Source organism: Asanoa siamensis, from assembly GCF_016862555.1.
In the GTDB taxonomy this organism is placed as follows: domain Bacteria; phylum Actinomycetota; class Actinomycetes; order Mycobacteriales; family Micromonosporaceae; genus Asanoa; species Asanoa siamensis.
Window position 1 is genome coordinate 1 of sequence record NZ_BONE01000017.1, and the last position, 23,581, is coordinate 23,581.

A 23,581-nucleotide genomic window follows, 5' to 3' on the forward strand; every position below is an offset into this window, starting at 1 on the left:
CGTAACCACCGGCAACCAGGTAGCCGAGATGTTGAACCGCAAGTCGGTTTCGGCCGAACGCAACCTGATGCGCCCAGGACGGTTCGACGCCGTCGACATTCGCTGCGTGACACGAGACGAACTCTGCGAGCTGTACAAGCGGGCGACCCAGGCCGTGCCGGCGACGTTCGAGATGGCCAAGAAGCTTTCGCTGCCCCGGATGCCAGGAGTCGAGGAGTCCCTGCTCGGCTTGCTCTCCGCGCGAGAGCTGGTCACCAAGGTATTGACCGACCCGACGGGACACATCCGGAAGGCACTTTTCCACGAGAACGTGCGGGACTTCCAGGGCTACAACGGCGTGAACGCCCAGATCCGCGATACGGTCCGGGACGAACAGGGGCACCGTCGGTTCGCGGTGTTGAACAACGGCGTCACCATCGTCACCCGCAACCTCCGGGTCGTCGGCGACGAGGTGCACATCCGCGACTTCCAGGTCGTCAACGGCTGCCAGACCTGTCACGTGCTCTTCGACGAGCGTGACCGCCTCTCGGACGATATACAGCTCAGCGTACGGGTCGTGCACAGTGAAGATGAGAGGGTCATTGCCGGCATCATCGCGGCGACGAACCGGCAGACTGCGGTGAGCGAGGACGACCTCTCCTCCCGGGAGGACTTCCACAAGCGGCTGGAGGATTGGTTCGCCGCGCAGGAACCGTCCCAACGGCTCTGGTACGAGCGCCGGTCGAAGCAGTACGCCACCCGGCAGGACGTCGAAAAGACCAGGGTGATCAACCGCGCGCAACTCACCCGCGCATACGCTGCGATGTTTCTCGGCGCGCCATCGGAGGTTGGCCACTACCGGGAGCTGACGACGCAACGTCGCGACGAGTTGTTCCAACCCGAGCATCTACCCGATGCGTACTACGTAGCGGCGGCTACGTACTACCGCGTCGAATGGCTCCTGCGGACACGCCGCGTCGGGACGACGTTCCGACCGACGCGCTACCACCTGATGGCGGCGCTGCGCTATCAGGTCCTGGGGCCGGACCGGCTGGCCGCGAATCCCCGCCGCGCCGCCGAGCAATGTCGACAGATGATCGAGCTCATGTGGGATGCCGGCGCGGCCGAGCGCGCAGTCCTCAAGCTCCTGCCGACCTTCAACCGAATCATGGCAGAGGAGGCTTCCGCAGGAGTTCCACCCGGCGAGATGGTGCGCAACCGCCGATTCGCCGAGGCGGTTCGAACGGCAGTGTTGCCGGCGCAGCGCCGCGACGTCGGGTCGGGCCGCTAGCAACCGGCGACGGCGCTGCGGGGCGCGGTCGGCCGCCGCCGGCGGCTTCGTTGCCGCCAGGTCGTCTTGCCGTTGGTCAGTGCGTGGGTGTCATCCGTCGGCCTGTGCCGCGAGGGTCAGCGCGCCGAGCAGCGCCGCGTCCTGGGCGAAGCTCGACAACACCACCTCGGGCACGTAGGGCAGCGCCGCCGAGAGGCGTTCGATCAGCAGGTCGCGGACCAGGTCGTTGCCGGCCACGCCGCCGACCAGGACGATGCGTTGGGGGTCCAGCAGCAGGCAGCAGGTGACGACGTGTCGGGCCAGTTCGTCGACGCCCGCGACCAGGGCATCGCGGGCCGCGCCCGGCGACGCCGCGGCCGCGCAGAGACCGGCCGCGCCGCCGGCCACGGGCAGCTCGTCGGCCAACTCGTCGAGGGCCCGCCCCGAGAACGCCTGCTCCAGCAACGGCTCGGGCGACGCCGGCCAGTCCGGCCCCGCGACCGCGTAGGCGATCTCCCCCGCCGCGCCGTGGTGACCGGACACGACCGCGCCGCCCACGGTGATGGCGGCCGCGACGCCCGTGCCCAACCCGATCACGAGGCCGGGGTCGGCGTCGCGCAGCGCGCCGTGGCGCAGCTCGGCCAGCGCGGCGGCGTTGAGGTCGTTGGCCACCGACACCCGGGCGATGCCCAGGTGGTCGCAGACCGCCTCGGCGAGCCGCAGCTCCTCCCAGCCCGGCACGTTCGGCGCGAGGTCGATGCCGTCCTCGCGGACCAGGCCCGGTGAGGCGATCCCGGCCGCGTGCAGGGTGCCGCCGGTGTCGGTGATCAGCTTCTGGGCCAGGTCGAGGGCGCGGTCGAGCGCCTGCCGCGCGCCGCGGGCCGCGAGGGTGGGCAGCCGCTCCGAGACCAGCGGCGTGCCGGCGGCGTCGCCGATGCCGATCGCCATCTTCGTGCCACCGAAGTCGATGCCCAACAACCGCCGGTCGGTCGAAGGGTTCACCGAGCGACCCTCTGCGCCACCGCGCCGGCGAGCGTGGCGTCGGCGTCCTGGAGGCGTTGGCGGAGGGCGGCGACGCGGGACAGCACCTCGTCCAATGTGGATCCTATCTGTTTCACCTGGTTCCGCACGGCGGCCTCCCCCGGACCGTCCGCCTGGGCCCGCTGGAGCACCAGCTCCGGGCGCAGCGCGGCGGCGACGAGGTCGGCCACGGCCGCGTCGCTCAGCGACTCGGCACCGGCGGCGGCCCGGGCCTCCGCGCGGACCGCCTCGGGAGTCCAGGTCGCGGGCTCCCCGGCGCGGATGAGCCGGCCGACCACCGAGTGGGCGGCGCGGAACGGCAGCCCGTGGCGGGTCAGCGCGTCGGCCGCGGCGGTCGTGGTCGCACCCGTCGCGACGACGGCTTCGCTCGTGGGTGGCCGCAACGGCTCCAGGAGCTGGAACAGTCCACCGAGGAGCGAGAAGAACCGGTGCGCGCGGTCGTTGCTGTCCCACAGCCGCGCCTGCACGTCGGTGGTCGCGTTGTTGGAGTCCTCCCACCACGCCGCGCCGACGTTGTTGAACACCGAGGCGGCGTCGGCGGCCGCGGCGCCGGCCATCGAGACGAGGTGCTCGAGCACGACCGGGTTGCGCTTCTGCGGCATGATGCTGCTGCCCTGGGTGAACTCCTCGGGCGTGCGCACCCATTCCCAGCTCAGCCAGTCCATCAGCGTACGGGCGAGCCGCGCGCCGGTGGCCAACGCCTGCGCGTTGAGGGCGGAGGTCCGCATCAGGTGGTCGGCGCCGGCGACGGCCTCGTAGGAGTTGACGACGATCTCGTCGAAGCCCAGCAGCTCGGCGACCCGGCCCGAGCTGATGTCGAGGTCGGTGCCGGCGAAGGCGCAGGAGCCCAGCGGCGACCGGTTCATCTCGGCGAGCAGGGCCGCGTAGGCCGCCGCCTCGCCCGCCAGCGCCTCGGCGTAGCCGGCCAGCACGTGGCCGATGGTGGTCGGCTGGGCGGGGCGGCGGTGGGTGTATCCGATGACCACCACGTCGGCGTACCGGTCTGCCCGTTCGAGCAGGGTGGCGCCGGCCGTCCCGAGCGCCGCGACCACCTCGAGCAACTGGTCGCGCAGCACCATCCGGAAGACGCCGGCGTCGAGGTCGTTGCGGCTGCGGGCGAGCTGGACGCTGAGCTCGCCGGTCGCCATCCCGCTCGCCTCGGCCAGCCGCTTCTCCAGGGTGAAGTAGACGTCCTCGACGGAACCGTCGTACGTCAGCGAACCCGGCTCGTCGTCCCGCAGCACGACCAGCCCGCGCAGCATCCGGGCCGCCGCCTCGGCCGGGACCAGACCCTGCTCGGCCAGCATCACCACGTGTGCCTCGCTGGCCTTGACCATGGCCGGGTAGAGGCGGGTGACGTGGTGGTCGAACACGACCCGCAGGTGGTGCTGCTGGTAGGTGGTCAAGGTCATGACGCTCCCTCGTGATGCGGTTGTGGTGCGAGATCGGCGCCGGGCGGCCCGGGCGGCGGTGCCGCGACCCACGCCCGCAGGATCTCGCCCAGTCGGGCGGCGGCCAGCTCGCGTACGCGTCGCCCGGCCGGCTCGGTGGCCAGTGACACGTGCCCGGACCAACCGTTCCACGGTGACGGTCGCGACTCCACCAGGACGTACGGGTACGGGGTCGGCAGCTTGGGTCGGGGCGGAAGGTCGGTCGCGGCGGCCAGGTGCACGGCGGCCGGGTCGAAGCCGAGCACGGCCGAGGTCTCGTAGGCGCCACCGTGGCCCCGGGCCGGCAGCGGGCCGAACAGCTCACCGGTCTCGCCGGCGTCGACGAGCTGGAACCAGTTGACCAGCATCAGGCTCGCCTGCCGGCGGCCGGACACCCACTCCATGGCCGCCCGCGCGGTCGACATGTTGGCGTCGTGCCCGTTGACGACGAGGACCCGCGAGAACCCGGCCGCCACGATGCCCTCGAGCACGTCGCAGAGGTAACCGACGGCGACCTCGGGCCGCACCGCCACGGTGCCGGGCCATGGCCGCGTCTGTCCCGGGCAGGCGGCGTACGCCACGGCCGGGAACGCCACCGCACGCACGCCGGCCCCCGCGACCTCCGCCGCGAAACCCTCGGCGAGGATGAGGTCCGTGCCCAGCGGCAGGTGCGGCCCGTGCCACTCGACGGCGCCGACCGGCAGCACCGCCAGGTCGGCGGCGGCCGCCACCCGGTCGAGCAGGTGCCCGGGGATCCGCCCGGCCGGCAGCAGTCCCCCGCCGTCGACCCAGGCGTCGATCAGTTCGTCCATTGCTCCGCCCCTCGTGACGCGGCCCGTCCGCCGCCTTCGAGCCGTCCCGAGAACCACATCACCACGAAGATGAGGACCACCTGGAGCATGCCGTACGCGGCCGCCGTACCGATCTCGAAGGAGTACATGCGGTTGTTGATCGCGACCGAGATCGGCGTCGTCGAGGAGGTGTAGATGAGCACCGAAGCCACGAACTCGCCCACCCCGTGCACGAAGGCCAGCAGCGCGCCGACGATGACGCCGGGGAGCATGAGCCGCACCGTGATGCTCAGGAACGCCCGCCACCAGGACGCGCCGAGGTTGCGGGCGGCCTCCTCGAGCGACGGGTCGATCAGCGCCAGCGACGCCGAGCTCGCCCGGAAGACCAGGGGCAGGAAGCGCACGAAGTACGCCAGCGGCAGGATCCAGAACGTGCCGATCAGCGCCTGCCCGAAGCTGAACCCGTTGCCGGTGCTGAACGCCGAGATCAGGTTGATCGCCACGACGGTGCCCGGCAGCGCCCAGGCGATCATGACGCCGACGTCCAGCAGGCTCCGGCCGACGAACTTCAACCGCCGCACCGCGTACGCGATGAGGACGCCGACGACGACGCAGCCGGCGGTGGCCAGCACGCTCATCTTCAGGGAGTTGAGGATCGGCTCGAACGCCCGCGGCTCGGAGAAGATGGTGACGAAGTTGTCCATCGTGTACGCGGACGGGATGACCTCCGTCGTCCAGGAACCGTCCGCCGAGAACGCGACGAGCGCGATCGTCGCTACCGGGGCCAGCAGCACGAGCGCCGCCAGCACCGAGGCGACCGGCGCGAGCCAGCGGCCGATCGGGTTGGCGATCTCACGCCGCTGCGCGGAGACACCCTTGGACTGCGACAGGTAGCTGCGGCGACCCTCGTACCAGCGCATCAGCAGCAGGAACGCGATCGACACCAGACCGAGCACGGCCGCGTAGGTCGACGCCATCGGCAGGTCGCCGTTGGTGCGGTTGATGTAGATCTGCATGGTCATGGTCTGGTCGACACCGAACAGCAACGGCGCGGTGTACGAGGCCAGCGAGGTCATGAACACGAGCAGCGACGCCGAGACGAGCGCGGGGGTCAGCATCGGCAGCAGCACCGTGCGCCAGACCCGGATCCGGCCCGCGCCCAGGTTGTAGGCGGCCTCCTCGATGGACGGGTCGAAGCCCGCCAGCGCCGCGGAGGCGGCCAGGTAGAAGAACGGGTACATGGTGAACGTGTGCACGACCAGCACGCCGGCGATGCCGTCGAAGGCCAGCACCGGTTGGGCGGTGCCGAGCAACTGCTGCAGGCCGCGCGGGAGGATGCCGATCTCGCTGTAGAGGAGCTGGAAGGAGATCGCCCCGATCAGCGGCGGCAGGGCCGCCGGCACCAGGATGAACGCCTCGATGAGCCGGCGGCCGGCGAACGAGAACCGCTTGAGCAGGAACGCCATCGCCACGCCGACGACGCCGCAGAGCAGCACGCTGGCCGCCGAGATGACGAGCGAGGTGATCAGCGAGGTGCGGGCGACACCCGACGAGGTGAGGAACTGCGTGTAGTTGGCGGTGCCGTCGTCGCTGACGCTCTCCGCGAACGTCGCGAGCATCGGCTGCACGACGTAGCCCCAGAGGATCAGCACCAGCGGCGCGACGAGCAGATACGGGAACCAGGCCGCGCTCGCGCCACCGCGCAGGCGCCGCGCCCACTCGCCGCGGCGGGACGGGACGGTCGAGGACACCGCGGTCACGGACGGACCACCCAGAGACGTTCGGCCGGGAGCCGCAGGCCGACCCGGTCGCCCACGTCGACGCGGTCGGGGACGTCGACGGCCGCCACGGTCACGTCGCCGTCGGCGCCGGCTCCGATGTCGACGGTCACGTGCGTGGCCATGCCGGTGAACTCGACGCCGGTCACCGTGCCGCGGATGGCGTCGGGCTCCTCGGGGCTCACGAGGACCACGTGCTCGGGCCGCGCCGCGACCAGCGCCGTGTCGCCCTCCCCCAGGCCGTGCCCGTCCGGTGCCGTCGCCGTCACGCGGCCACCGCCTGGCAGGGCGACGCCGACGCGGGTCGCCTCCGCGCTGGTGACCGGCAGGGACAACACGTTGCTGCGCCCGATGAACCGGGCGACGAACGCGTTCGCCGGCTCGTGGTAGACCTCGCGCGGCGTGCCGATCTGCTGCACCTGGCCCGACCGCATCACCGCGATGCGGTCGGACATGGCCATCGCCTCGGCCTGGTCGTGGGTGACGTAGAGGGACGTGGTGCCGGACTCGCGCTGGATGCGGCGGATCTCGGTGCGGGTCTCCTCGCGCAGCTTGGCGTCCAGGTTGGACAGCGGCTCGTCGAGCAGCAGGGTGCGCGGCCGGATCACCAGCGCCCGGGCCAGCGCGACCCGCTGCTGCTGCCCGCCGGAGAGCTCGTCGATGCGCCGTGTCCCGTACCCGTCGAGGTGCACCTCGGTCAGGGCCTGCGCGACCCGCCGGGCCGTGTCGGCGCGCGACACCTTGCGCACCTTGAGGCCGTAGGCCACGTTCTGCGCCACGGACATATGCGGGAACAGGGCGTAGTTCTGGAACACCATGCCGGTGTCGCGCTTGTTGGGCGCGAGCCGGGTGACGTCCTGCTCGCCGAAGTGGATGTGGCCCGCCGTGGGGAAGTAGAACCCCGCGACCATCCGCAACGTCGTGGTCTTGCCGCACCCGCTGGGCCCCAGCAGGGTGAAGAACTCGCCCGCGGCGATGGTGAGGGTGACGTCGTCGACGGCAGCCGCCTCACCTGAGCGGGTGAAGCGTTTGCTCACCGATTCCAGCTTGACGTCAATCATGGTTTCCCTCCCCAGGGTGGGCCGGACCGCCGCGGCGGCCCGGCCCGTCGAGGGCTGTCAGCCCTTGTTCTTGATCTCGGCGTTCCAGTGGTTGATCCAGTCGGTCTCGTTCTTGGCGATGACGTCCCAGTCGACGTCCATCGGCTTGAGCCCGAGGTTGGCCAGCCACTCGGGCTGCTCGGCGATCGGCACCGCCGGGATCTGGAAGAAGTCCTTGGCCAGGTTGGCCCGCAGCGTGCCGTCGAAGAGGAACTCCAGGAACTTCTTGGCGCCCTCGGAGTTGCCGCCCTTGATGATGGCGACGCCGTCGACCAGGACCGGCGCGCCGGAGGCCGGCATGACGTAACCGAACGGCATCTTGGACCGCTCGGACTGCAGCAGGATGTCCTGCAGGTTCCAGGCGCTCAGCACCCCCTGCTCGCGGGACATCTTGACGTAGAGGTCGGTCGGGTTGGCGGCGTACTCGACGGTGTTGGCGTCGAGCTTCTTCAGCCAGTCGTAGCCGGGCTGCGGGTTGCTGCCGTCGGGCGAGAGCCGCTGGATCATCGCCGAGTAGATCGACCGCATCGTGCCGGAGGCCGGCACGTCACGGATGATCACCTTGTCCTTCCACTGTGGTGCGATCAGGTCGTCCCAGTCCTTCGGCGCCTGGTCGGCCGGGATCGCCTTGTTGTTGTACATGATGACCTCGGGCAGCAGGATCTCGCCGAACCAGCGGCCCTGGGCGTCCTTGTAGCGGGCGTCCATCGTGCCGGCGAACGAGGGCTGCCAGGCCTCCAGGAGGTCCTCGTTGGCGCCGGTCGACAGGCCCTGCTGGGTGCCGCCCCACCAGACGGAGCCCTGCGGGTTGGCCTTCTCGGCGCGGGTGCGCTCCAGGACCTCCTGGGCGCCCATGTTGAGCACCTCGACCTTGCCCTTGTACTCAGGGTTCTTCGCGACGAACTGCTCGACGACGAAGTCGGTGACCTTCTTGTCGCGCGCGCTGTAGACGACGAAACTCTCGGCGGTGGTGCCGCCGGGCGTCTCGGCGCCCTCATCTCCACTTCCACACGCCGTAAGGCCGCCGACCAGGGTGGCGAACGCGACGGCAAGTGCCAGGCGACGTCTCATGAGTCCTCCGCTTGCGGAACGAGGGGGTTATCGGGGGAATGACAGGTCAGGAAAGGGTGGGAAGGCGGACCGCTGCCGACAGCGCGTAGCTGATCGCGCCGTGCAGCACCGCCTGGTCTCCGAGGACGGCCCGGCGCACGTCGGTCGCGGCCGGTGCCTTGGCGGAGACGAGGTTCTGGATGTGGTCCAGCGACGCGTCGTCGAGCTGTGCCGCCGCGCCGCTGAGCAGTACCCGGCCCGGGTCGACGACGCAGGCGCAGGAGATGACGAGCCGCGCCCAGGCGTCGAGCACCTCGTCGAGGTACGCCCGCGCGGCGGCGTTGGTGCCGGCGAGCGCGATCAGCTCGCCGACCGGCGCCTCGGGGCGCCGGCCCGGATGCAGTGCCACGACCCGCTCGGCGATGGCGTTGGCCGACCATCGCGCCTCGAACGGCCCGACCCCGCCGTAGGCACGGTCCGGTTCCGGGTCGAGCGGCAGGAAGCCGACCTCCCCGGCGGCGCCGCTGGCACCGCGGCGGACCTTGCCGTCGAGGATGAGGCCGGCGCCGATGCCGTCGGCGACGTGCAGGAGCAGCAGGTCGTCGACGTCCTTGCCGGCACCGGCCACGCGCTCGCCGGCGGCCATCAGGTTGACGTCGTTGTCGACGACGACCGGAACACCGAGCTGCTGCTGCACCGACTGCCCGATCGGCCGCGCCTCGACGAGGCCGACCGAGGGGGCGAGCCGGACCGCGCCGTCCGACGAGACGCCGGGCACCGCGATCGCCACCCCGTAGAGGGCCGGCCGGTCGTCGCCGACGAGCTCCGCGACGAACTGGCAGACGGTCTCCACCACGTCGCCGCCCAGCCGGGCCGTGCGGTGCGCGATCACCGAACCGTTGCTGTCGGCGATCTCGCACGTGATCCGCGGTGGCTCCAGGGAAACGGCGGCCACCAGCTCGGCGCGCGGGTTGAACTCGAGCATCGCCCGCGGCCGCCCCGTCGTGGTGGCACCGGGGCCGCGTTCGATCAGGTAGCCCTCGGCGATCAGGTCGCGCACCAGGTTGGTGAGCGTCGCCGGGGGCAGCCCGGTGAGCTCGGCCAGGTCGGCGCGGGACAGGAGCTGCGCTTCCCGCGCAGCCGAGATCACCGACTGGCGCTTGATCTCACGCGACCGCTCCCGGCTGACCGGGCTGGTCGGTGTCTTCCCCACGTCGATCACCCTTTCTTACTAGTGTGAAAAAAGTAGCGGGTCAAGTAACGAAAAGATCTCGCTCAACGTCCCCCGCGTGGCCCGAACCGACCCGCGCTGGCCTGCGAAAACGACCTAATGTGGACGGACTGGCGAACCAAATCTGGACAGGTTGCTTCAGATCGGCGGCCGGCCGATGGCCGGCGTCGGCTGGATTCTTTGGAGAACGAAAAAAATCGCCGCGCAAGTATTGACGGGTCTCCCGATAGATCCTTAGCGTTGCGCACCGAAGGTCCTTCCAGCGCTGACGGCCCGGGCGGCGCTGCACCGCACCCCGTGACCGTCCACTGCGGACGCGGATTGTACGCGGTCTGAAACCGCGTGCCCACGCCACTTGTCACTCCCCCTGAACCGGCGGGTCGCAACGCGACAGACGTTGCGCCGCGCCGCGGCGTACCCCCGTATCCACGACACGAAGAGGGATGCCTATGAAATGGCGCGCCAAAACCGTGATCGCCGCGTGCGGCCTGTTGCTGCTGGGCCTGGCAAGCCCGGTGCAGGCCAAGCCGAGCGGGCCGATCGACCTGGACATCATGTTCATCGGCGCACACCCGGACGACGAGGCCGGCCAGCTCGGCATGTTCGGGTACTGGAACGAGACCCACGACATGAAGGCGGGCGTCATCACGATGACGCGCGGCGAGGGCGGCGGCAACGCGGTCGGCCTCGAGGAGGGACCTGCGCTGGGCATCCTGCGGGAGGCCGAGGAGCGTCGCGCCGTCGGGTGGGCCGGGGTCGAGAACGTCTACAACCTCGACGCGCTGGACTTCTACTACACGGCGAGCGCGCCGCTGTCGGAGCAGATCTGGGGCTACCAGAACTCGCTGTCGCGCATCGTGCGGACCATCCGGACCACCCGGCCCGAGGTCATCGTCACGATGAACCCGTCGGCGACGCAGGGCAACCACGGCAACCACCAGGAAGCCGCGATGCTCGCCGTCGAGGCCTTCTACGCCGCGGCGGACCCCAACGCCTTCCCCGAGCAGATCCGCGACGAGGGGCTGAAGCCGTTCCGCGTCGCGCGCCTGTTCCAGGCCGGCGGCAGCGCGAGCGGCGCGAGCGGGCAGGCCTGCGAGACGTCGTTCACCCCGAACACGCCGACCGACGTCGTCTTCGGCACGTGGCAGGGCTACGAGTCCGCGCGCTACGACGGCACGCGATGGAACCAGATCAACGTCTTCGCCCGCCGCGAGTACGCGTCGCAGGGCTGGGGCAACACGGGTGACGCCACGACCAACCCGGCGAGCATCGGCTGCAACCGGATCACGATGATCGACAGCCGGACGCCGTACCCGAACCCGACCGTCGGCGGCACCGCGGCCCTGCAGGGCACCAGCATCCGGGCCCAGGGCGGCCTGCCGCTCGGCACCGAGTTGCACGTCCGCCCGCAGAACTGGGAGGTGCTGGCCGGTCAGCCGTTCGAGGTGAAGACCAACGTCCGCGCCGACAACGCACTCCCCGGTGCGAAGGTGACGCTGCGGGCGCCGGCCGGCTGGACCGTCCAGGGTCGCGGCGACATCGGCACGGTCACGCCGAACCGCGAGAAGGTCGCCACCTTCACCGTCACCCCGCCGGCGACGCTGGTGGCCGGCGAGCGGTTCCGGCTCGACGCGACCATGACGACCAAGAAGGACGGTGCCGGCAGCAACTCCGCGCTGGTGCAGGCCACCGCTCCCGTCCGCGGCACGCTCGAGCCGCTGCCCGAGGTGGGCGACTTCCGCGAGTGGACCGAGCGCAACAAGGTGCAGTCGCTCGACGCGCTCATCAACGCGATGCTCAGCATCCCCAGCGGCGGCACCCGGCCGGTCCGGGTCGACCTCGACAACCACAGCGACCAGGTGCAGTCCGGCACGGTCGCGCTCAGCGTCCCCGCCGGCTTCGCCGTGGCCGAGGCGGAGCAGTCCTACAGCGGCCTGCGGCCGGGGACGCGCGGATCGGTCACCTTCACCGTGACCAACACCGACGCCTCGCTGCCGACGGCCAACCGGGCACCCAACGACGGCGCCTACCCGGTGCGGATCACCACCAGCTACAACGGCGGCAGCGCCGTCGAGCCCGGCATCCTCAACCTGGTGCCCGTCACGACCGTCCCCAAGGCGGCCGCGGCGCCGGTCGTCGACGGCACGGCCGACGCGGGTGAGTACACCGGCGAGGTCATCGACATCTCGACCCGCTGGGAGGGCACGGCCGCGCCGGCCGCCGACATCTCCGGCACCGCCCGGCTGACCTACACCGACGACGCGATCTACGCGCTGTTCGACGTCACCGACGACGTGCTCGGCTCGGTGCTGCCGCCGGAGGACTGCAAGCGGCCGCGGCGCAACGACAACATCGAGTTCGGCATCGACCCGCGCGGCGGCTCGCCGAACACCTCCACGGTGTTCAACGTGGCGCTGTTCCCGACGACCAAGGACCCGGCCAACGGCAACCCGCCGTGCTACGCCCGTGAGCGGGACAACCACCAGGGTGCCGGTCCGGAGACGGCGCCGGGGATGCAGGTCGCCTCGGTCGTGTCCACCAGCCCGTACACGGGTTACCGGATCGAGGTGAAGGTCCCGTTCAGCGTGCTGCCGGACGGCATCGACGCGGCCCGGATGGGCCTCAACATCCTCGTGAACGACTCGGACACGCAGGACCTGGCCGGCCAGACCCGGGTGGGCTGGTCGACGTGGAGCGGCGTGCGGGCCGACCCGTGGCGCTGGGGCGTGGCGCGCCTGGCCGGGTTCACCACCCAGCCGTCGGCGCCGAAGGAGCCGATCATCCCGGACACCGCGGCGATGAGCGTCAACTCGCCGCAGACGATCCTGCAGTCGAGCCGGGACAAGGTGGCCCCGGGCGGCTGGACGGCGCTGCGGGACGACACGATCCGGATCAGGGACGTGCGTACGCGGCACAACGCGGTGCAGGTCGAGCTCAAGGCGCGGGAGAAGGGCGTCGCCCGGCTGTTCGTCTGGGACGGCACCCGGATCCTGTCGAGCGCGACCGTCGAGTTCGGCCGCGGCGGCGAGAAGTCGGCGTCGCTGCCGCTGACCGGGGCGCTACCGGCCGGCACAGACCTGCTGGTGTCGTACCAGGCCGGCGACGCCACCACCGGGATCGCCCGGAAGCTCCGCTGACAAACCACCTGTGACGAGGGGGCCGGCATCCGCCGGCCCCCTCATCGCTTTTCGGCGAGCAGGGCGTCGACGAGGTCCGAGACGGGGCCGAGGAGGTCCTGTTCGGTCGCGGCGGCGAGCGGTTGGATGCTCATCGAGGTGCGCAACAGGGCCATGCCCAGCGTGGTGGCCAGCAGGATCTGCGCGCGCAGCAGGGTCTCGGGCCCCGCCGGCGACGCCGCGGCCATCCGTTCGCTGAGCGACTGCAGGAACTCGCGGCGCACGTTGTCGACGTGCTCGTCGCCGGAGGAGCGCAGGAGCAGCAGGAGCGTGTCGGGCAGGCGGCCGCCGTCGCTGGTGGCGCCGACCATCCGGCGGGCGATGCTCGGCGCGATCGCCTCGAGGCTTGTGTCGCCCGCGTCGCGGCGCAGGTCGGTCACCGCGGCCGCCAGGCACGCCTCGAACAGGCCCTCCTTCGACGCGAAGTACCGGCTGATCAGCGCGACGTTCACACCCGCCTCGTCCGCGATCTCCCGCACCGTCGTCGACGCGTAGCCGTCGCGGGCGAACCGCCGGCTCGCCACCTGCAGCAGCGCCTCGCGGGTCTGCGCCGCGTTGCGCGTGCGGCGCACACCGCCGGCGGTGTCCTGGCTCGTCGCGCGCACCGTGACCTCCTCGCGTCCGGTACAGAGCGTAACGCCTTCGGAATGTGAAGTAAACAACTGTTGACTTAGTCCGGCGAAGATCCATAATAAGTAAGCGCACGTTTACATCTAGCCGGGGGACGTCATGACCCAGACCATCGCGGAGCCGCGCGCGACCGCTTCCACCACCGCCGACGGCGCGGCCCGCCACGGCGGCCTGCTGGTGCTCTACCTGTCCCTGGGTGGCCTGGCCTTCGCCGTGCTGCAGTCGCTCGTCGCGCCCGCGCTGTCGACGATCGGCCGGGACCTCGGCGTCTCCACCGCCGACGCCAGTTGGGTGATCACGGCGTACCTGCTCTCGGCCTCGGTCCTGACGCCCATCCTCGGCCGCCTCGGCGACATGGTCGGCAAGCGCAAGGTCCTGATCGGCGTCCTGGTCGCCCTCGGCGCGGGCACCCTGATCTCGGCGCTGGCGCCGAACCTGTCCGTGCTGATCGTCGGCCGGGCGCTGCAGGGCGCGGCCGGCGCGATCCTGCCCCTGTCGATCGGCATGGTCCGCGACGAGTTGCCCCGCGAGAAGGTCAGCGTCACGGTCGGCCTGCTGTCCGCGATCTTCGGCATCGGCGCCGGCGTCGGCATCGTCGCCGCCGGGCCGATCGTGGAGCACCTCTCCTGGCACTGGCTGTTCTGGCTGCCGCTCGTCCTGGTCGTCGTCGCCCTGCTCGGCGCCGTCTTCGGCATGAAGGAATCACCGGTACGCACACCCGGCCGGCTCGACGTGCTCGGCGCCGGCATCCTCTCGGTCTCGCTCGTCTCCCTCCTGCTGGCCATCAGCAAGGGCCAGGGCTGGGGCTGGGGCGACGCGAAGACCGTCACGCTGCTCGCGCTGGGCGTCGTCACGCTGGTCGCGTTCGTCGTCGTCGAGACCCGGGTCAAGGCGCCGCTCATCGACATGCGCCTGATGCGCCTGCGCGGGGTCTGGCCCACCGACCTCGTCGCCCTGATCCTCGGCTTCGCGATGTTCGGCACGTTCGTGCTCGTGCCGACGCTGCTGCAACTGCCCGCGGCCACCGGTTACGGCTTCGGCAAGTCCGTCTCGCAGTCGGGTCTGTTCCTGCTGCCGACCGTCGTCACGATGGTGGTCTTCGGCCCGCTGGCCGGCATGCTCAATCGGCGGTACGGCCCGAAGCTGCCCATGTTCCTCGGCTCCGTCGCCGTCGTCGCCGCGTTCCTCCTGCCGGCCCTGAGCCACGGCGCGACCTGGCAGATCCTGGCCTCGGGCATCCTCACGGGCGCCGGCATCGGCTTGTCCTTCGCGGCCATGTCCAACGCGCTGATCGAGGCCGTCCCGCCCACGCAGACCGGCGAGGCCACGAGCGTCAACACCATCGCCCGTACGATCGGCAGCAGCATCGGCACGGCCGTCGTCTCGATGATCATCACGTCGAACTCCACCCCGCAGGGCCTCCCCACCGATGCCGCCTTCACCACCGGCTTCTGGGCCTGCGCCGGCGTGGCCGTGGTCGCCGTCGTCGCGGTGCTGGCGCTGCCGTCGGCCCGCAAGCGTCACGAGCAGGCCGTCGCCCTGGGCGTCACCGACGTGCCACCGGAGCCTGAGTTCACGCCGCACCACCAGAAGGCCTGACCCCGAGCGGGCTTTCCGGGGAAGACCGGGGCTCTCCCGGATATGCCCGCGGCCCGCGACCTGGTCACCCTGGTACAGCCGACGAGAAGGGGGACCAGGGTGCGGCGCACACATCGGCTGCTGGTGGCGGCGATCACCGCGGCGGCGCTCGTCGTCGCACCGGCGACCGCCGCCGCCGCGGGCGGGAACGACCTGCGGCGGGAACTGGACGACCTGGTGGCCGCCGGTGCGGTGGGTGCGCTGGCCGAGGTCCGCGACGGCCACGCGGTGCGGCGGGCCGCCAGTGGTGTCGCCGAGCGGGAGACCACGCGACCGGTGCCGCTCGACGGCCGGTTCCGGGCCGGCAGCATCACGAAGACGTTCGTCGCGACCGTCGTGCTGCAACTCGTCGACGACGGGTCGCTGCGGCTGGACGACACGGTCGAGCGGTGGCTGCCCGGCGGCCATGGCGTCACGGTGCGCGACCTGCTCGACCACACCAGCGGAGTGCCCGACTACCGGCCCACCCTCGTGCTGCCGCCGGCTCCGGAGTTCCTCGACCACCGGTGGCGCACCTGGACGGCGGCCGAGTTGATCGCTCGGGCCGTCACTCAGGAGCCGCCCGCCGCGGGGTTCTCCTACTCGAACACCAACTACCTCCTGCTCGGCGAGATCGTCGAGGCGGTGACCGGCGGCACGTACGGCGACGAGGTCCGGCGGCGGATCATCCGCCCGCTGCGGTTGACCGGCACCTCGATGCCGGGGACGGCGACGCGGATCCGCGGGCCGCACCCCCACGGCTACGTGCCGATCGGTCGGGACCTCGTGGACTACACCGAGATGAACCCGTCGGTGATGGGCGCGAGCGGGGAACTGATCTCCACGACGCGCGACCTCAACCGGTTCTTCGCCGCCCTGCTCGACGGCCGGCTGGTGCCACGGCGTCTGCTCGACGAGATGCGGACACCGGGCACCGACGCCGGCCGGTACGGTCTCGGGCTGGCCTGGCGGGACACCTCGTGCGGCACGCGCGTGTACGGCAACGACGGCGACGCGCTGGCGTACCAGTCCTGGTCCTTCTCCACCATGGACGGTCGGCGACAGGTCACGCTGGCGCTGACGCCGACCTTCGACAGCGATCTCGACCCCGCCGTCGACGCCTTCCTGGACCGGGTCTTCTGCCGGTGACGAGGTGCGGTCGGGCCGCGCGGCCCGACCGCTACCGGCTGCGTGACTCAGTGGACGACGAGGTTGCCGCCCGCGAGCCTGATCTCCTGGCTCCTGGCTCCGTTCCACTCGGACGAGTGGAGCAGCGTGCTGCCGTTCCAGAGGGTGATCGCGACCGAGTCGGCCGTGCCGGGGCTGCCCCGGTCGGTCACCGCCAACCCCAGCGTCAGGCCGCCGGCCACGAGCGTCGGGTTACGCGCGTCGGTGACGTCCGTCAGCGTGGCCGTCGCGCGGATGTCGGCCCGTTCGACCTGGCTCCCCCCGTCGGACCCGAACGAGTCGAAGGCCGTGCCGCGGATCTCGTACGCGCGTGCTCCACTCTGGAACCGCACGGTCGCCGAACCCGTCAGGTCGGTCCCGTTCCTGGCGTACCGGACGTCGAGCGTGACGTCGGTCCGCGCACCGCCGGTCGCGGGATAGCTGCCGGCGGACCGGAGCCCGCGGACGTACCCGCTGCCGGTGACGGCGCTGCCGTCCGGCCGGGCGACGTCGACCCGGGCGGTGCCGGCGCCCGTGTAGTAGCCGCCGACCACGGCCGTGACGGTGTGGGCGCCGCGCGGCAGCGGCGCGTCGCACCACGCGGAACCCGTTGTCGGCGCGCCGCCCGTCAGGCCGACCGGCGCGCTGCACAGCGTCGTGTCACCCTCCTTGAACGTCACCGTGGCGTTGCGGACGTCGCCCGCCGTCCGGTCGGTCGAACCGAGCACGGAGCTGTCCCGGACGGTCGCCCGCAACCGCACGGTGGTGCCGGAGCCGAGCACGTCGCCGGTGTAGGTCGCCTCGGCGTCCTCCGCGGTCACCGTGACGGTGAAGGAGGTCGTCCGGGCGACGCCGGCGTCGTCGGTGACCGTGACCGTGACGGGATAGGCGCCGGGTGCGGCCGTCGTGGTCCCGGCGACCCGCCAGGTCCGGCTGCCGGCGGACGTCGCGGCGACCACGAGTGACAGGCCGGCCGGCAGGCCGGCGGCGGTCGCCGTCAGGCCCGTGCCCGCGGTGTCCGGGTCGCTCGCGCTGACCGTCATGGTCGGCGACAGGGCGTCACTGTGCTGAACGGTCGCACCGCCCGCCGGCGCGTCGTTCGACACCACCGGAGCCGCCTGTATCGCGATGTCGGCGTCGTTGAGGTCGAAGAAGACGTTGCCGACCGCCTCGATCCTGATCCGGCCCCGCGTGGTGCCGACGTTCGGCAGCGTGACGGACTCGCTGCCGTCGTTCGCGGTGCTCTCGGCCAGCACGTGCGGGAAGGTGGCGCCGCCGTCGACGGAGAGCGTGATGCGGACGTCGGTGACCCCGACGGGAGCCACGTCGGTGCCGGCGACGTCCCAGCTGATCGCCTGCGCGCTGCCACCCTCCACTGTGGTCGCGGTCGGCTGGGAGGTGACCAGGAAGGGCCCCGCACCGGGCGCGAGGGTGATCGCGGTCTCCGCGTTGGCGACACCGCCGCCGCCCGGGTGCCCGTCGCGGGCGGTGAGCCGGAAGTGCATCGTCCGGTTGTTGTCGAAGCCGACCCAGTCCGCCGTGGGCAGGAACTCGGAGTAGCAGTCGCGGACCTCGGGCGAGAGGTTGGAGCCGCCGCTGGTCGGGGGCGGCGGGGCCGGCGGGCAGGTGCCGGTCGCCGCGTTCGTGTGGCCCGCCGCGATCTGCGCCAGGTCCGGGAAGACCCGGGTCGGATCGGTCGAGACCGCGTTCTCGCCCGGCGAATAGTATTCGAGCGTGTCGGTCGGGCTGACGATCGCCGCGGTGCCGAACTGGCGGAACAGCGGGCCGTTGGTCTTCACGTTGCTGACGAGCGCGGTGCCGGCCGTGCTGCCACCGGCGAGCCCGCCACGGTCGTTCTGCTCCCACAGGTAGGTCACCGTGTCGCCCTCGGCGTCGGTGGCGCTGCCGGTGAGCGCGAACGGCGTGCGGACGGGGATCGTGACGGCGGCCGGGACCGAGACCACCGGCGCGTGGTTGCCGGTCTCCTCGACCACGTTGCCGCCGTTGTCGATCGGGCCGCCCTTGGCCGTCTCTCCGACGAAGCCCGACGCGCCGACCAGGTTGGACAGAGACAGGGCGCCGACGTTGGTGGCCGCCAGCGGCCCGCCGTTGAACGTGACCTGGAACCCGTCGTCGGTCAGCACGCCCGTGCCGCCGAACGCCGCCACGGTGACGGTCGTGCCGGCCGGGGCGATCGCCTCGATCGCGGCCTTGATGTCGGCCGTCGTGTAGGTGGTGCCCCGTACGATGGGCGCCGACTCGACGCCCGCGAGCGCGATGGTGAACGCGTCGCCGGCGGTGTCGAACTCCCGCAACGAGACCGTCTGCACCTCGTTGATGGCCGGCCGGCTCGACGTGACGTACGTCGTGATCTCGGTGTAGCTGCGCTGCGACCAGTACGGGTCGCTGTGCGGTTGGAGGTCGTCCTGACGGCAGATGCCCGCGTACGCCATGATGGACGATCCACTGCCCGGCTCCACCGAGTTGGCGGCGCTGCGGTTGCCGCCCGAGCAGTTGACCTGGGTGCCGTTGAACGTGTGGTTGCCGCCGAACTGGTGCCCCATCTCGTGCGCGACGTAGTCGACCGCGTAGAAGTCACCGACCGGTGTGGGCAGGCCGGTGCAGCCACGTGCCTTGCCGTCGCCGCCGATGACGCCGAGCCCCGCCACACCGCCGCCCGCGACGCCGAGACCGAGGTGGCCGACGTCGTAGTTGCCGGCGCCGACGAGTTGGCCGAGCACGATCCGGTTGCGGTTGAGCGCGCCGCTGGTGCACGCGCTGAGTTGCGACGGCGTGAAGCAGGCCGCGGCACCGCAGGGACCGTTGGGCTCGGTCGCCAGGGCCGGCGTGTTCAGGTTGGTCTTCTCGGTGTCGTTGATCAGGACCAGCCGGATCGCGGTCTCGTCCTCGTACACCTGCGTCACGCGGTTCATCAGCGTGACCTTCGCGGCGGTCACGTTCTCCGCGCCGAAGAAGGTCGCGTACGACGGGTCGGTGACCAGCGCGACGCGGTAGGTGCGCAGCGACACGGGCGCGCCGGCCACCGCGGCGACCTCGTCCGCCAGGCCCTCCACCGCCGACGCGACGTCGTCCCGCTCGACGAACTCGCCGTGGCTGTCGGTCAGATCCCGGCCGTAGTAGCTCGCGTAGAGGCTCTGGTCGCGGTGGTAGTAGGGGTCGACGTACCACGCGCCGTGCGGCGAGCGGACCGACGCGTGGAACCCGAGCGGCGTCAGGTCGGCCCGGATCGTCGCGGCCGGGTCGTCGATCCCCTTTCCGGCGTACGTCTTGATCTCCGGGTGTCTCGCCGCGAGGCCGGCCTCCATCACCGGCGAGTCGGCCAGTGCGAAGCGCTGGAAGCCACCGGCGGGCGTGGGCAGCGACACCACCTGAGGCGCCGCGGCGCGCTGCCGCCCGGCCCGCTCGTCGGGCGCCTTGGCCAACGCCGCGCCCAGGGCGGCCCGGTCGAGGGTGTGGGTGGCGACGCGGTCGGCCCGGACGTCGGGCCGCTGCCCGCCCTTGGTCGCCGCGGGCTTGCCGGTGACCCGGGTCCAGGGGCCGCTCGGCTCGACCGGGGCGGCGGACGCGGGGGTGGGCGCCAGCATCGGCAGCAGCGCCGCCACGAGCGCGGCGACCACGAGGGCGGCGAGCCGTCCGCGCCGCCCTCCGTGACCGCCAGGTGGACTGTGGACAAACCGGGTCACGGCCATCTCAGCTCATCTCCTTCGACGGGCAGACGCACCGCCCAACCTAAGGAGTCCGTCGATGGCATGACCATGGTCCGTACGGCCAGTAAATCGAGGAATGTAAGACTTTTGATGGGTTCTTGTCAGGCGGCCCAGTCGGGGCGGCGGCCGAGGTACTTCAGCAGGACGGCGACGTCGTCGTCGGCCGGGGTCGGCTCGATCGCCGGCGCGAAGGCGAAGGCCCGCAACGGTTCCACGATCTGGGTGGCGACCTTCATCAGGGAACGGGCGAGCTCGTCGGTCAGCGGGGACGGCTGTCCGGTCGCCACGGCGATGTCCCAGGCGTGCACGGCGGCGTCGAGGGCGGCGGCGCCGGATCCGACCCAGGTCGGCAGCGGGCCCAGCGGAAGCGGGGTCATCGCGGTCTCGACCTCCTTGCCCACGGTCGCCCAGGCGCGGGCCGCCGCGTCGAGGTGTGGGTCCAGGAAGTCCATCGGGTCCTGGGCAAGCTGACCGGACGGCGCGAACGGGTTCTCGGTGGGGCCGCCCTCCCCCGTGATCGCCGCGGCGTAGCCGAGCTGGTCGCCGGCGGCGTGCTGCAGCACCTGGGTCGCGTTCCACTGGGCGCACGGGGTCGGCCGCCCCCAGTCGCCCGGAGCGACGCCCGCCACCGTCGCGCGGAGCACGCGGTGCGCCTCGTCCATCAGCTCCCAGCCGCTGACCTGCTGACCGTTCCCGCCCATGACCAACTCCCGTCTCGAATCGGAACGGAGGGGCCCGTTCCGCATCTGGTCCCACTCTAGCGGAACAGATCGTTCCGTTCAACCCTCTATCTATGCTGAACTATTAGTAAAGTTTACGAACAGAAGGTGTTACAGTCACGACCATCGATCGAAGGCTTCCGGCACTTTTCCGGTCCGGAGCACCCTCCAGAAAGGAGTGATCGCATGTCGAGACTGCGTGCCGTTCTCGTGGCCCTGGCCATGGTCGTCGCCGGTGGACTGGTCGCGATCATCCCCGCGACGGCGGCGTCGGCCGCCGCGTGTACGGCAGCCTGGCAGGCGTCGACCGTCTACTGGGGCGGCAACCAGGCGTCCCGCAACGGTCGCAACTACCAGGCCAAGTGGTGGACGCAGGGCGAGGCCCCGCCCGGCACCACCGGCGTGTGGCAGGACCTCGGCCCGTGCGACGGCGGTGGCGGCAACCCGGGCAACCCCGGCGGCGGCTGCAACGCCCCGAACTGGGCCGCCGGCACCTTCTACGCGGCCGGCACGGTCGTGCGTTACACCAACGGCCAGTACTACATCGCCGAGCACGACAACCCGGGCTACGACCCGATCATCAGCACCTGGTACTGGGAGCCCTACACCTGCGGCGGTGGCGGCCCCACCCACCCGCCGCCGACGGGCGGCTTCGTCGTCAGCGAGGCACAGTTCAACCAGATGTTCCCGGGCCGGAACTCCTTCTACACGTACTCGGGGCTGGTCGCCGCGCTCAGCGCGTACCCGGCGTTCGCGAAGACCGGCAGCACGACCGTCCAGCGCCAGGAAGCCGCGGCCTTCCTCGCCAACGTGCACCACGAGACCGGCGGGCTCGTCCACATCGTCGAGCAGAACACCGCGAACTACCCGCACTACTGCGACCCGAACCAGCCGTACGGGTGCCCGGCCGGCCAGGCCGCCTACTACGGTCGCGGGCCGATCCAGCTGAGCTGGAACTTCAACTACAACGCGGCCGGCAACGCGCTCGGCCTGCCCCTGCTGACGAACCCGTGGCTGGTGCAGAACGACGCGGCGGTCGCCTGGAAGACCGGCATCTGGTACTGGATGACCCAGAACGGCCCCGGCACGATGACGGCACACAACGCCATGGTCAACGGCGCCGGCTTCGGCCAGACCATCCGCAGCATCAACGGCTCGATCGAGTGCAACGGCGGCAACCCCGGCCAGGTCCAGAGCCGGGTCACCCGCTACCAGCAGTTCGTCGGCATCCTCGGCGTCCCCGCCGGGAACAACCTCTACTGCTAGAACCATCGCGCGTACGCCCGGGCGCGGCGCACGGTCGCACCCGGGCGTCGGCTCGCCCGCGGTAAATGAGAGGAAAGTTGTCGTACCCGGGCGTGAAGATGAGCCATGCTCGCTGACGTCCTCCCCCGTCGATACGAAGCGCGGCGACTCCTGGCCGCGACGTTGTTCTCGGCGACCGGGCGGGGCCTGACGCTGCCGTTCATGTTCATCTACCTGACCAAGGTCAGGGACGTGTCCGCGAGCACGGCAGGCCTGATCATCGCGTGGATGGCGGTCTGCGCGCTGGCGATCGGGCCGCTGGGTGGCTGGGCGGTCGACCGGTTCGGTGCCCGCCGGATCGTGCTGCCGTTGCTGCTCGTCGAGGCGGTCGGGGTGGGCAGCGTCGGCTTCGCACAGACCCACTGGCACGCGTTCCTCTCCGTCACGCTGATCGGCGTCGGCGGCGGCGTGATCTGGGCGGGGCAGACCACGATCCTGGCGTCGGTGACCGACGGCGCCGAACGGGAGAAGACGTTCGGCCTCAACTTCGCGCTGCTCAACCTCGGCATCGGCACCGGCACGGTGATCGCCGGCGCGATCGTCGACCTGGACCGCCCCGGCACCTTCCAGGTCATCTACCTGATCGACGCCGCGCTCTACCTCGTGCCGTTCGTCAACCTGCTGACGATGCCCGCCGTCGGGCGACGGCTGTCCCCGGTCGTGACCGGCGACCGGGAGGCCACGGCGCGGCGGCGCGAGCCGGGCTACCGGGAGGTCTTCGCGCACCGCGGCTTCCGGCGACTGCTGGCGTTCAGCGTGGTGCTCACGATCAGTGGCTACGCGCAGATCGAGGTCGGCTTCACCGCCTTCGCGATCGACGTGGCGCAGGTCGGGCCGCAGGTCGTGGCCTACGCGTTCACCGCGAACACCCTCGTCATCGTGCTGGCGCAACTGTTCGTCGTCCGGGTCATCCAGGGCCGCAGCCGCAGCGTCCTGCTGGCCGTGGTCGGCGTGATCATGGCCGGCTCGTGGCTGATCCTCGGCGTGGCCGGCGCGGTCGACGGCACCAACGCCGCCCTGGCGGCGGTGGGGGTGATCGCCTGCGCCGCGGTGTTCGCGGTCGGCGAGACCCTGCTGTCACCGATCAACCCGACGCTGCTCAACGCACTGGCCACCGACGAGCTACGCGGCCGCTTCAACGCACTGGGTTCGATGGTCTGGGGCATCAGCGGCATCGTCGGCCCGGTCACCGCGGCCCCACTGATCGGCGGCGGGCACAGCTCGGTCTGGCTCGCCCTCACGGTGGCCGGCTGCCTCACGGCCGCACTGCTGGCGGCATCGCTGCGCAGGGTGATCACGGCGGAGCAGGACGGCCGCGCCCGCCCCGACGTCGCGGCCGAGGTGGAGGAGGTGGCCCCGGTCAAGAGCTGAGCTACGCCCGAGAGCGAGAGCCGCAGGCGGTCCTCTTCGGCCGGACGCAGGCGCGGCTTCCCCTAAGGCCCGCCGCACAGCCGGCAGGTCCGCGGACCGGAGGTCACCGGCGGCCAGGCCCAGGTGCTCGGCGAGCACGACCGGGCGGTAGTAGGGCAAGCCGTTGTCGAGCACGCCCTGGTGCAGCCGGCCAGGGCG

General features: G+C 71.4%; 16 protein-coding genes. 6 read left to right on the forward strand and 10 right to left on the reverse strand.

Going from position 1 to position 23,581, the window contains the following annotated elements; genetic code table 11:
- A partial coding sequence (locus Asi02nite_RS12505; protein WP_203712705.1) for an AIPR family protein occupies positions 1-1,270 on the forward strand: 1,270 nt, incomplete at its 5' end.
- 90 nt (positions 1,271-1,360) lie between these two features.
- Here Asi02nite_RS12505 and Asi02nite_RS12510 read toward each other — a convergent pair.
- From Asi02nite_RS12510 to Asi02nite_RS12540, 7 genes are read right to left on the reverse strand one after another with little or no spacing between them, the layout of a single operon-like run.
- The gene (locus tag Asi02nite_RS12510) at positions 1,361-2,251 is read right to left on the reverse strand and encodes an ROK family protein (RefSeq protein WP_239126668.1); all 891 of its coding nucleotides are present in this window, start codon (positions 2,249-2,251) and stop codon (positions 1,361-1,363) included.
- Positions 2,248-3,702, reverse strand: coding sequence for a lyase family protein (locus Asi02nite_RS12515; protein WP_203712707.1), 1,455 nt, complete (start codon positions 3,700-3,702; stop codon positions 2,248-2,250). Before Asi02nite_RS12515 ends, Asi02nite_RS12510 begins: the two co-directional genes overlap by 4 nt.
- Entirely contained in the window at positions 3,699-4,532 is an 834-nt protein-coding gene (locus tag Asi02nite_RS12520; protein WP_203712709.1) for a creatininase family protein, read from the reverse strand. Before Asi02nite_RS12520 ends, Asi02nite_RS12515 begins: the two co-directional genes overlap by 4 nt.
- A complete protein-coding gene (locus Asi02nite_RS12525; protein ID WP_203712710.1) occupies positions 4,520-6,271 on the reverse strand; it encodes an ABC transporter permease in 1,752 nt (583 codons plus the stop codon). The genes Asi02nite_RS12520 and Asi02nite_RS12525 overlap by 13 nt, the downstream gene beginning before the upstream one ends.
- Positions 6,268-7,350, reverse strand: coding sequence for an ABC transporter ATP-binding protein (locus Asi02nite_RS12530; protein WP_203712712.1), 1,083 nt, complete (start codon positions 7,348-7,350; stop codon positions 6,268-6,270). The genes Asi02nite_RS12525 and Asi02nite_RS12530 overlap by 4 nt, the downstream gene beginning before the upstream one ends.
- 57 nt (positions 7,351-7,407) lie before the next feature.
- A complete protein-coding gene (locus Asi02nite_RS12535; protein ID WP_203712714.1) occupies positions 7,408-8,460 on the reverse strand; it encodes an extracellular solute-binding protein in 1,053 nt (350 codons plus the stop codon).
- A gap of 46 nt (positions 8,461-8,506) precedes the next feature.
- A complete protein-coding gene (locus Asi02nite_RS12540; RefSeq protein ID WP_203712715.1) occupies positions 8,507-9,652 on the reverse strand; it encodes an ROK family transcriptional regulator in 1,146 nt (381 codons plus the stop codon).
- Between the two features lie 467 nt (positions 9,653-10,119).
- Between Asi02nite_RS12540 and Asi02nite_RS12545 the strand changes: the two genes are divergently transcribed.
- Entirely contained in the window at positions 10,120-12,807 is a 2,688-nt protein-coding gene (locus Asi02nite_RS12545; RefSeq protein ID WP_203712716.1) for a sugar-binding protein, read from the forward strand.
- Between the two features lie 41 nt (positions 12,808-12,848).
- On the opposite strand, the gene Asi02nite_RS42300 is transcribed toward Asi02nite_RS12545, so the two are convergent.
- Positions 12,849-13,451, reverse strand: coding sequence for a TetR/AcrR family transcriptional regulator (locus tag Asi02nite_RS42300; protein ID WP_275410317.1), 603 nt, complete (start codon positions 13,449-13,451; stop codon positions 12,849-12,851).
- 124 nt (positions 13,452-13,575) lie between these two features.
- Between Asi02nite_RS42300 and Asi02nite_RS12555 the strand changes: the two genes are divergently transcribed.
- Together Asi02nite_RS12555 and Asi02nite_RS12560 are read left to right on the forward strand one after the other, a co-directional pair.
- The gene (locus tag Asi02nite_RS12555; protein ID WP_203712717.1) at positions 13,576-15,075 is read left to right on the forward strand and encodes an MFS transporter; all 1,500 of its coding nucleotides are present in this window, start codon (positions 13,576-13,578) and stop codon (positions 15,073-15,075) included.
- Between the two features lie 99 nt (positions 15,076-15,174).
- Positions 15,175-16,242, forward strand: a complete 1,068-nt coding sequence (locus Asi02nite_RS12560) for a serine hydrolase domain-containing protein (protein WP_239126669.1) — start codon at positions 15,175-15,177, stop codon at positions 16,240-16,242.
- A 47-nt stretch (positions 16,243-16,289) separates the two neighbouring features.
- Here the strand turns inward: Asi02nite_RS12560 and Asi02nite_RS12565 are convergent, their stop codons facing one another.
- Both Asi02nite_RS12565 and Asi02nite_RS12570 read right to left on the reverse strand, forming a co-directional pair.
- On the reverse strand, positions 16,290-19,970 hold the full coding sequence (locus Asi02nite_RS12565) for a M12 family metallo-peptidase (protein ID WP_239126670.1): 3,681 nt from the start codon (positions 19,968-19,970) through the stop codon (positions 16,290-16,292).
- Positions 19,971-20,089: 119 nt separating this feature from the next.
- Positions 20,090-20,689 carry a TIGR03086 family metal-binding protein gene (locus tag Asi02nite_RS12570; RefSeq protein ID WP_203712718.1) on the reverse strand — a complete coding sequence of 200 codons (600 nt, stop codon included), beginning with the start codon at positions 20,687-20,689 and terminating at the stop codon, positions 20,090-20,092.
- 204 nt (positions 20,690-20,893) lie between these two features.
- Here Asi02nite_RS12570 and Asi02nite_RS12575 point away from each other — a divergent pair, with 204 nt between their 5' ends.
- The gene (locus tag Asi02nite_RS12575; protein WP_203712719.1) at positions 20,894-21,973 is read left to right on the forward strand and encodes a glycoside hydrolase family 19 protein; all 1,080 of its coding nucleotides are present in this window, start codon (positions 20,894-20,896) and stop codon (positions 21,971-21,973) included.
- A 105-nt stretch (positions 21,974-22,078) separates the two neighbouring features.
- Positions 22,079-23,383: an MFS transporter gene (locus tag Asi02nite_RS12580; RefSeq protein WP_203712720.1), complete on the forward strand. Its 1,305-nt coding sequence runs from the start codon at positions 22,079-22,081 to the stop codon at positions 23,381-23,383.
- The last annotated feature ends 198 nt before the right edge of the window (positions 23,384-23,581 follow it).

Excerpts from the sequence above, each read along its gene's own strand:
- Asi02nite_RS12555 (WP_203712717.1), top strand. The coding sequence starts at position 13,576 with ATGACCCAGACCATCGCGGAGCCGCGCGCGACCGCTTCCACCACCGCC.
- Asi02nite_RS12575 (WP_203712719.1), top strand. The coding sequence starts at position 20,894 with ATGTCGAGACTGCGTGCCGTTCTCGTGGCCCTGGCCATGGTCGTCGCC.
- Asi02nite_RS12520 (WP_203712709.1), bottom strand. The coding sequence starts at position 4,532 with ATGGACGAACTGATCGACGCCTGGGTCGACGGCGGGGGACTGCTGCCG.
- Asi02nite_RS12580 (WP_203712720.1), top strand. The coding sequence starts at position 22,079 with ATGCTCGCTGACGTCCTCCCCCGTCGATACGAAGCGCGGCGACTCCTG.
- Asi02nite_RS12565 (WP_239126670.1), bottom strand. The coding sequence starts at position 19,970 with ATGGCCGTGACCCGGTTTGTCCACAGTCCACCTGGCGGTCACGGAGGG.
- Asi02nite_RS12570 (WP_203712718.1), bottom strand. The coding sequence starts at position 20,689 with ATGGGCGGGAACGGTCAGCAGGTCAGCGGCTGGGAGCTGATGGACGAG.
- Asi02nite_RS12530 (WP_203712712.1), bottom strand. The coding sequence starts at position 7,350 with ATGATTGACGTCAAGCTGGAATCGGTGAGCAAACGCTTCACCCGCTCA.
- Asi02nite_RS12545 (WP_203712716.1), top strand. The coding sequence starts at position 10,120 with ATGAAATGGCGCGCCAAAACCGTGATCGCCGCGTGCGGCCTGTTGCTG.
- Asi02nite_RS12535 (WP_203712714.1), bottom strand. The coding sequence starts at position 8,460 with ATGAGACGTCGCCTGGCACTTGCCGTCGCGTTCGCCACCCTGGTCGGC.
- Asi02nite_RS12515 (WP_203712707.1), bottom strand. The coding sequence starts at position 3,702 with ATGACCTTGACCACCTACCAGCAGCACCACCTGCGGGTCGTGTTCGAC.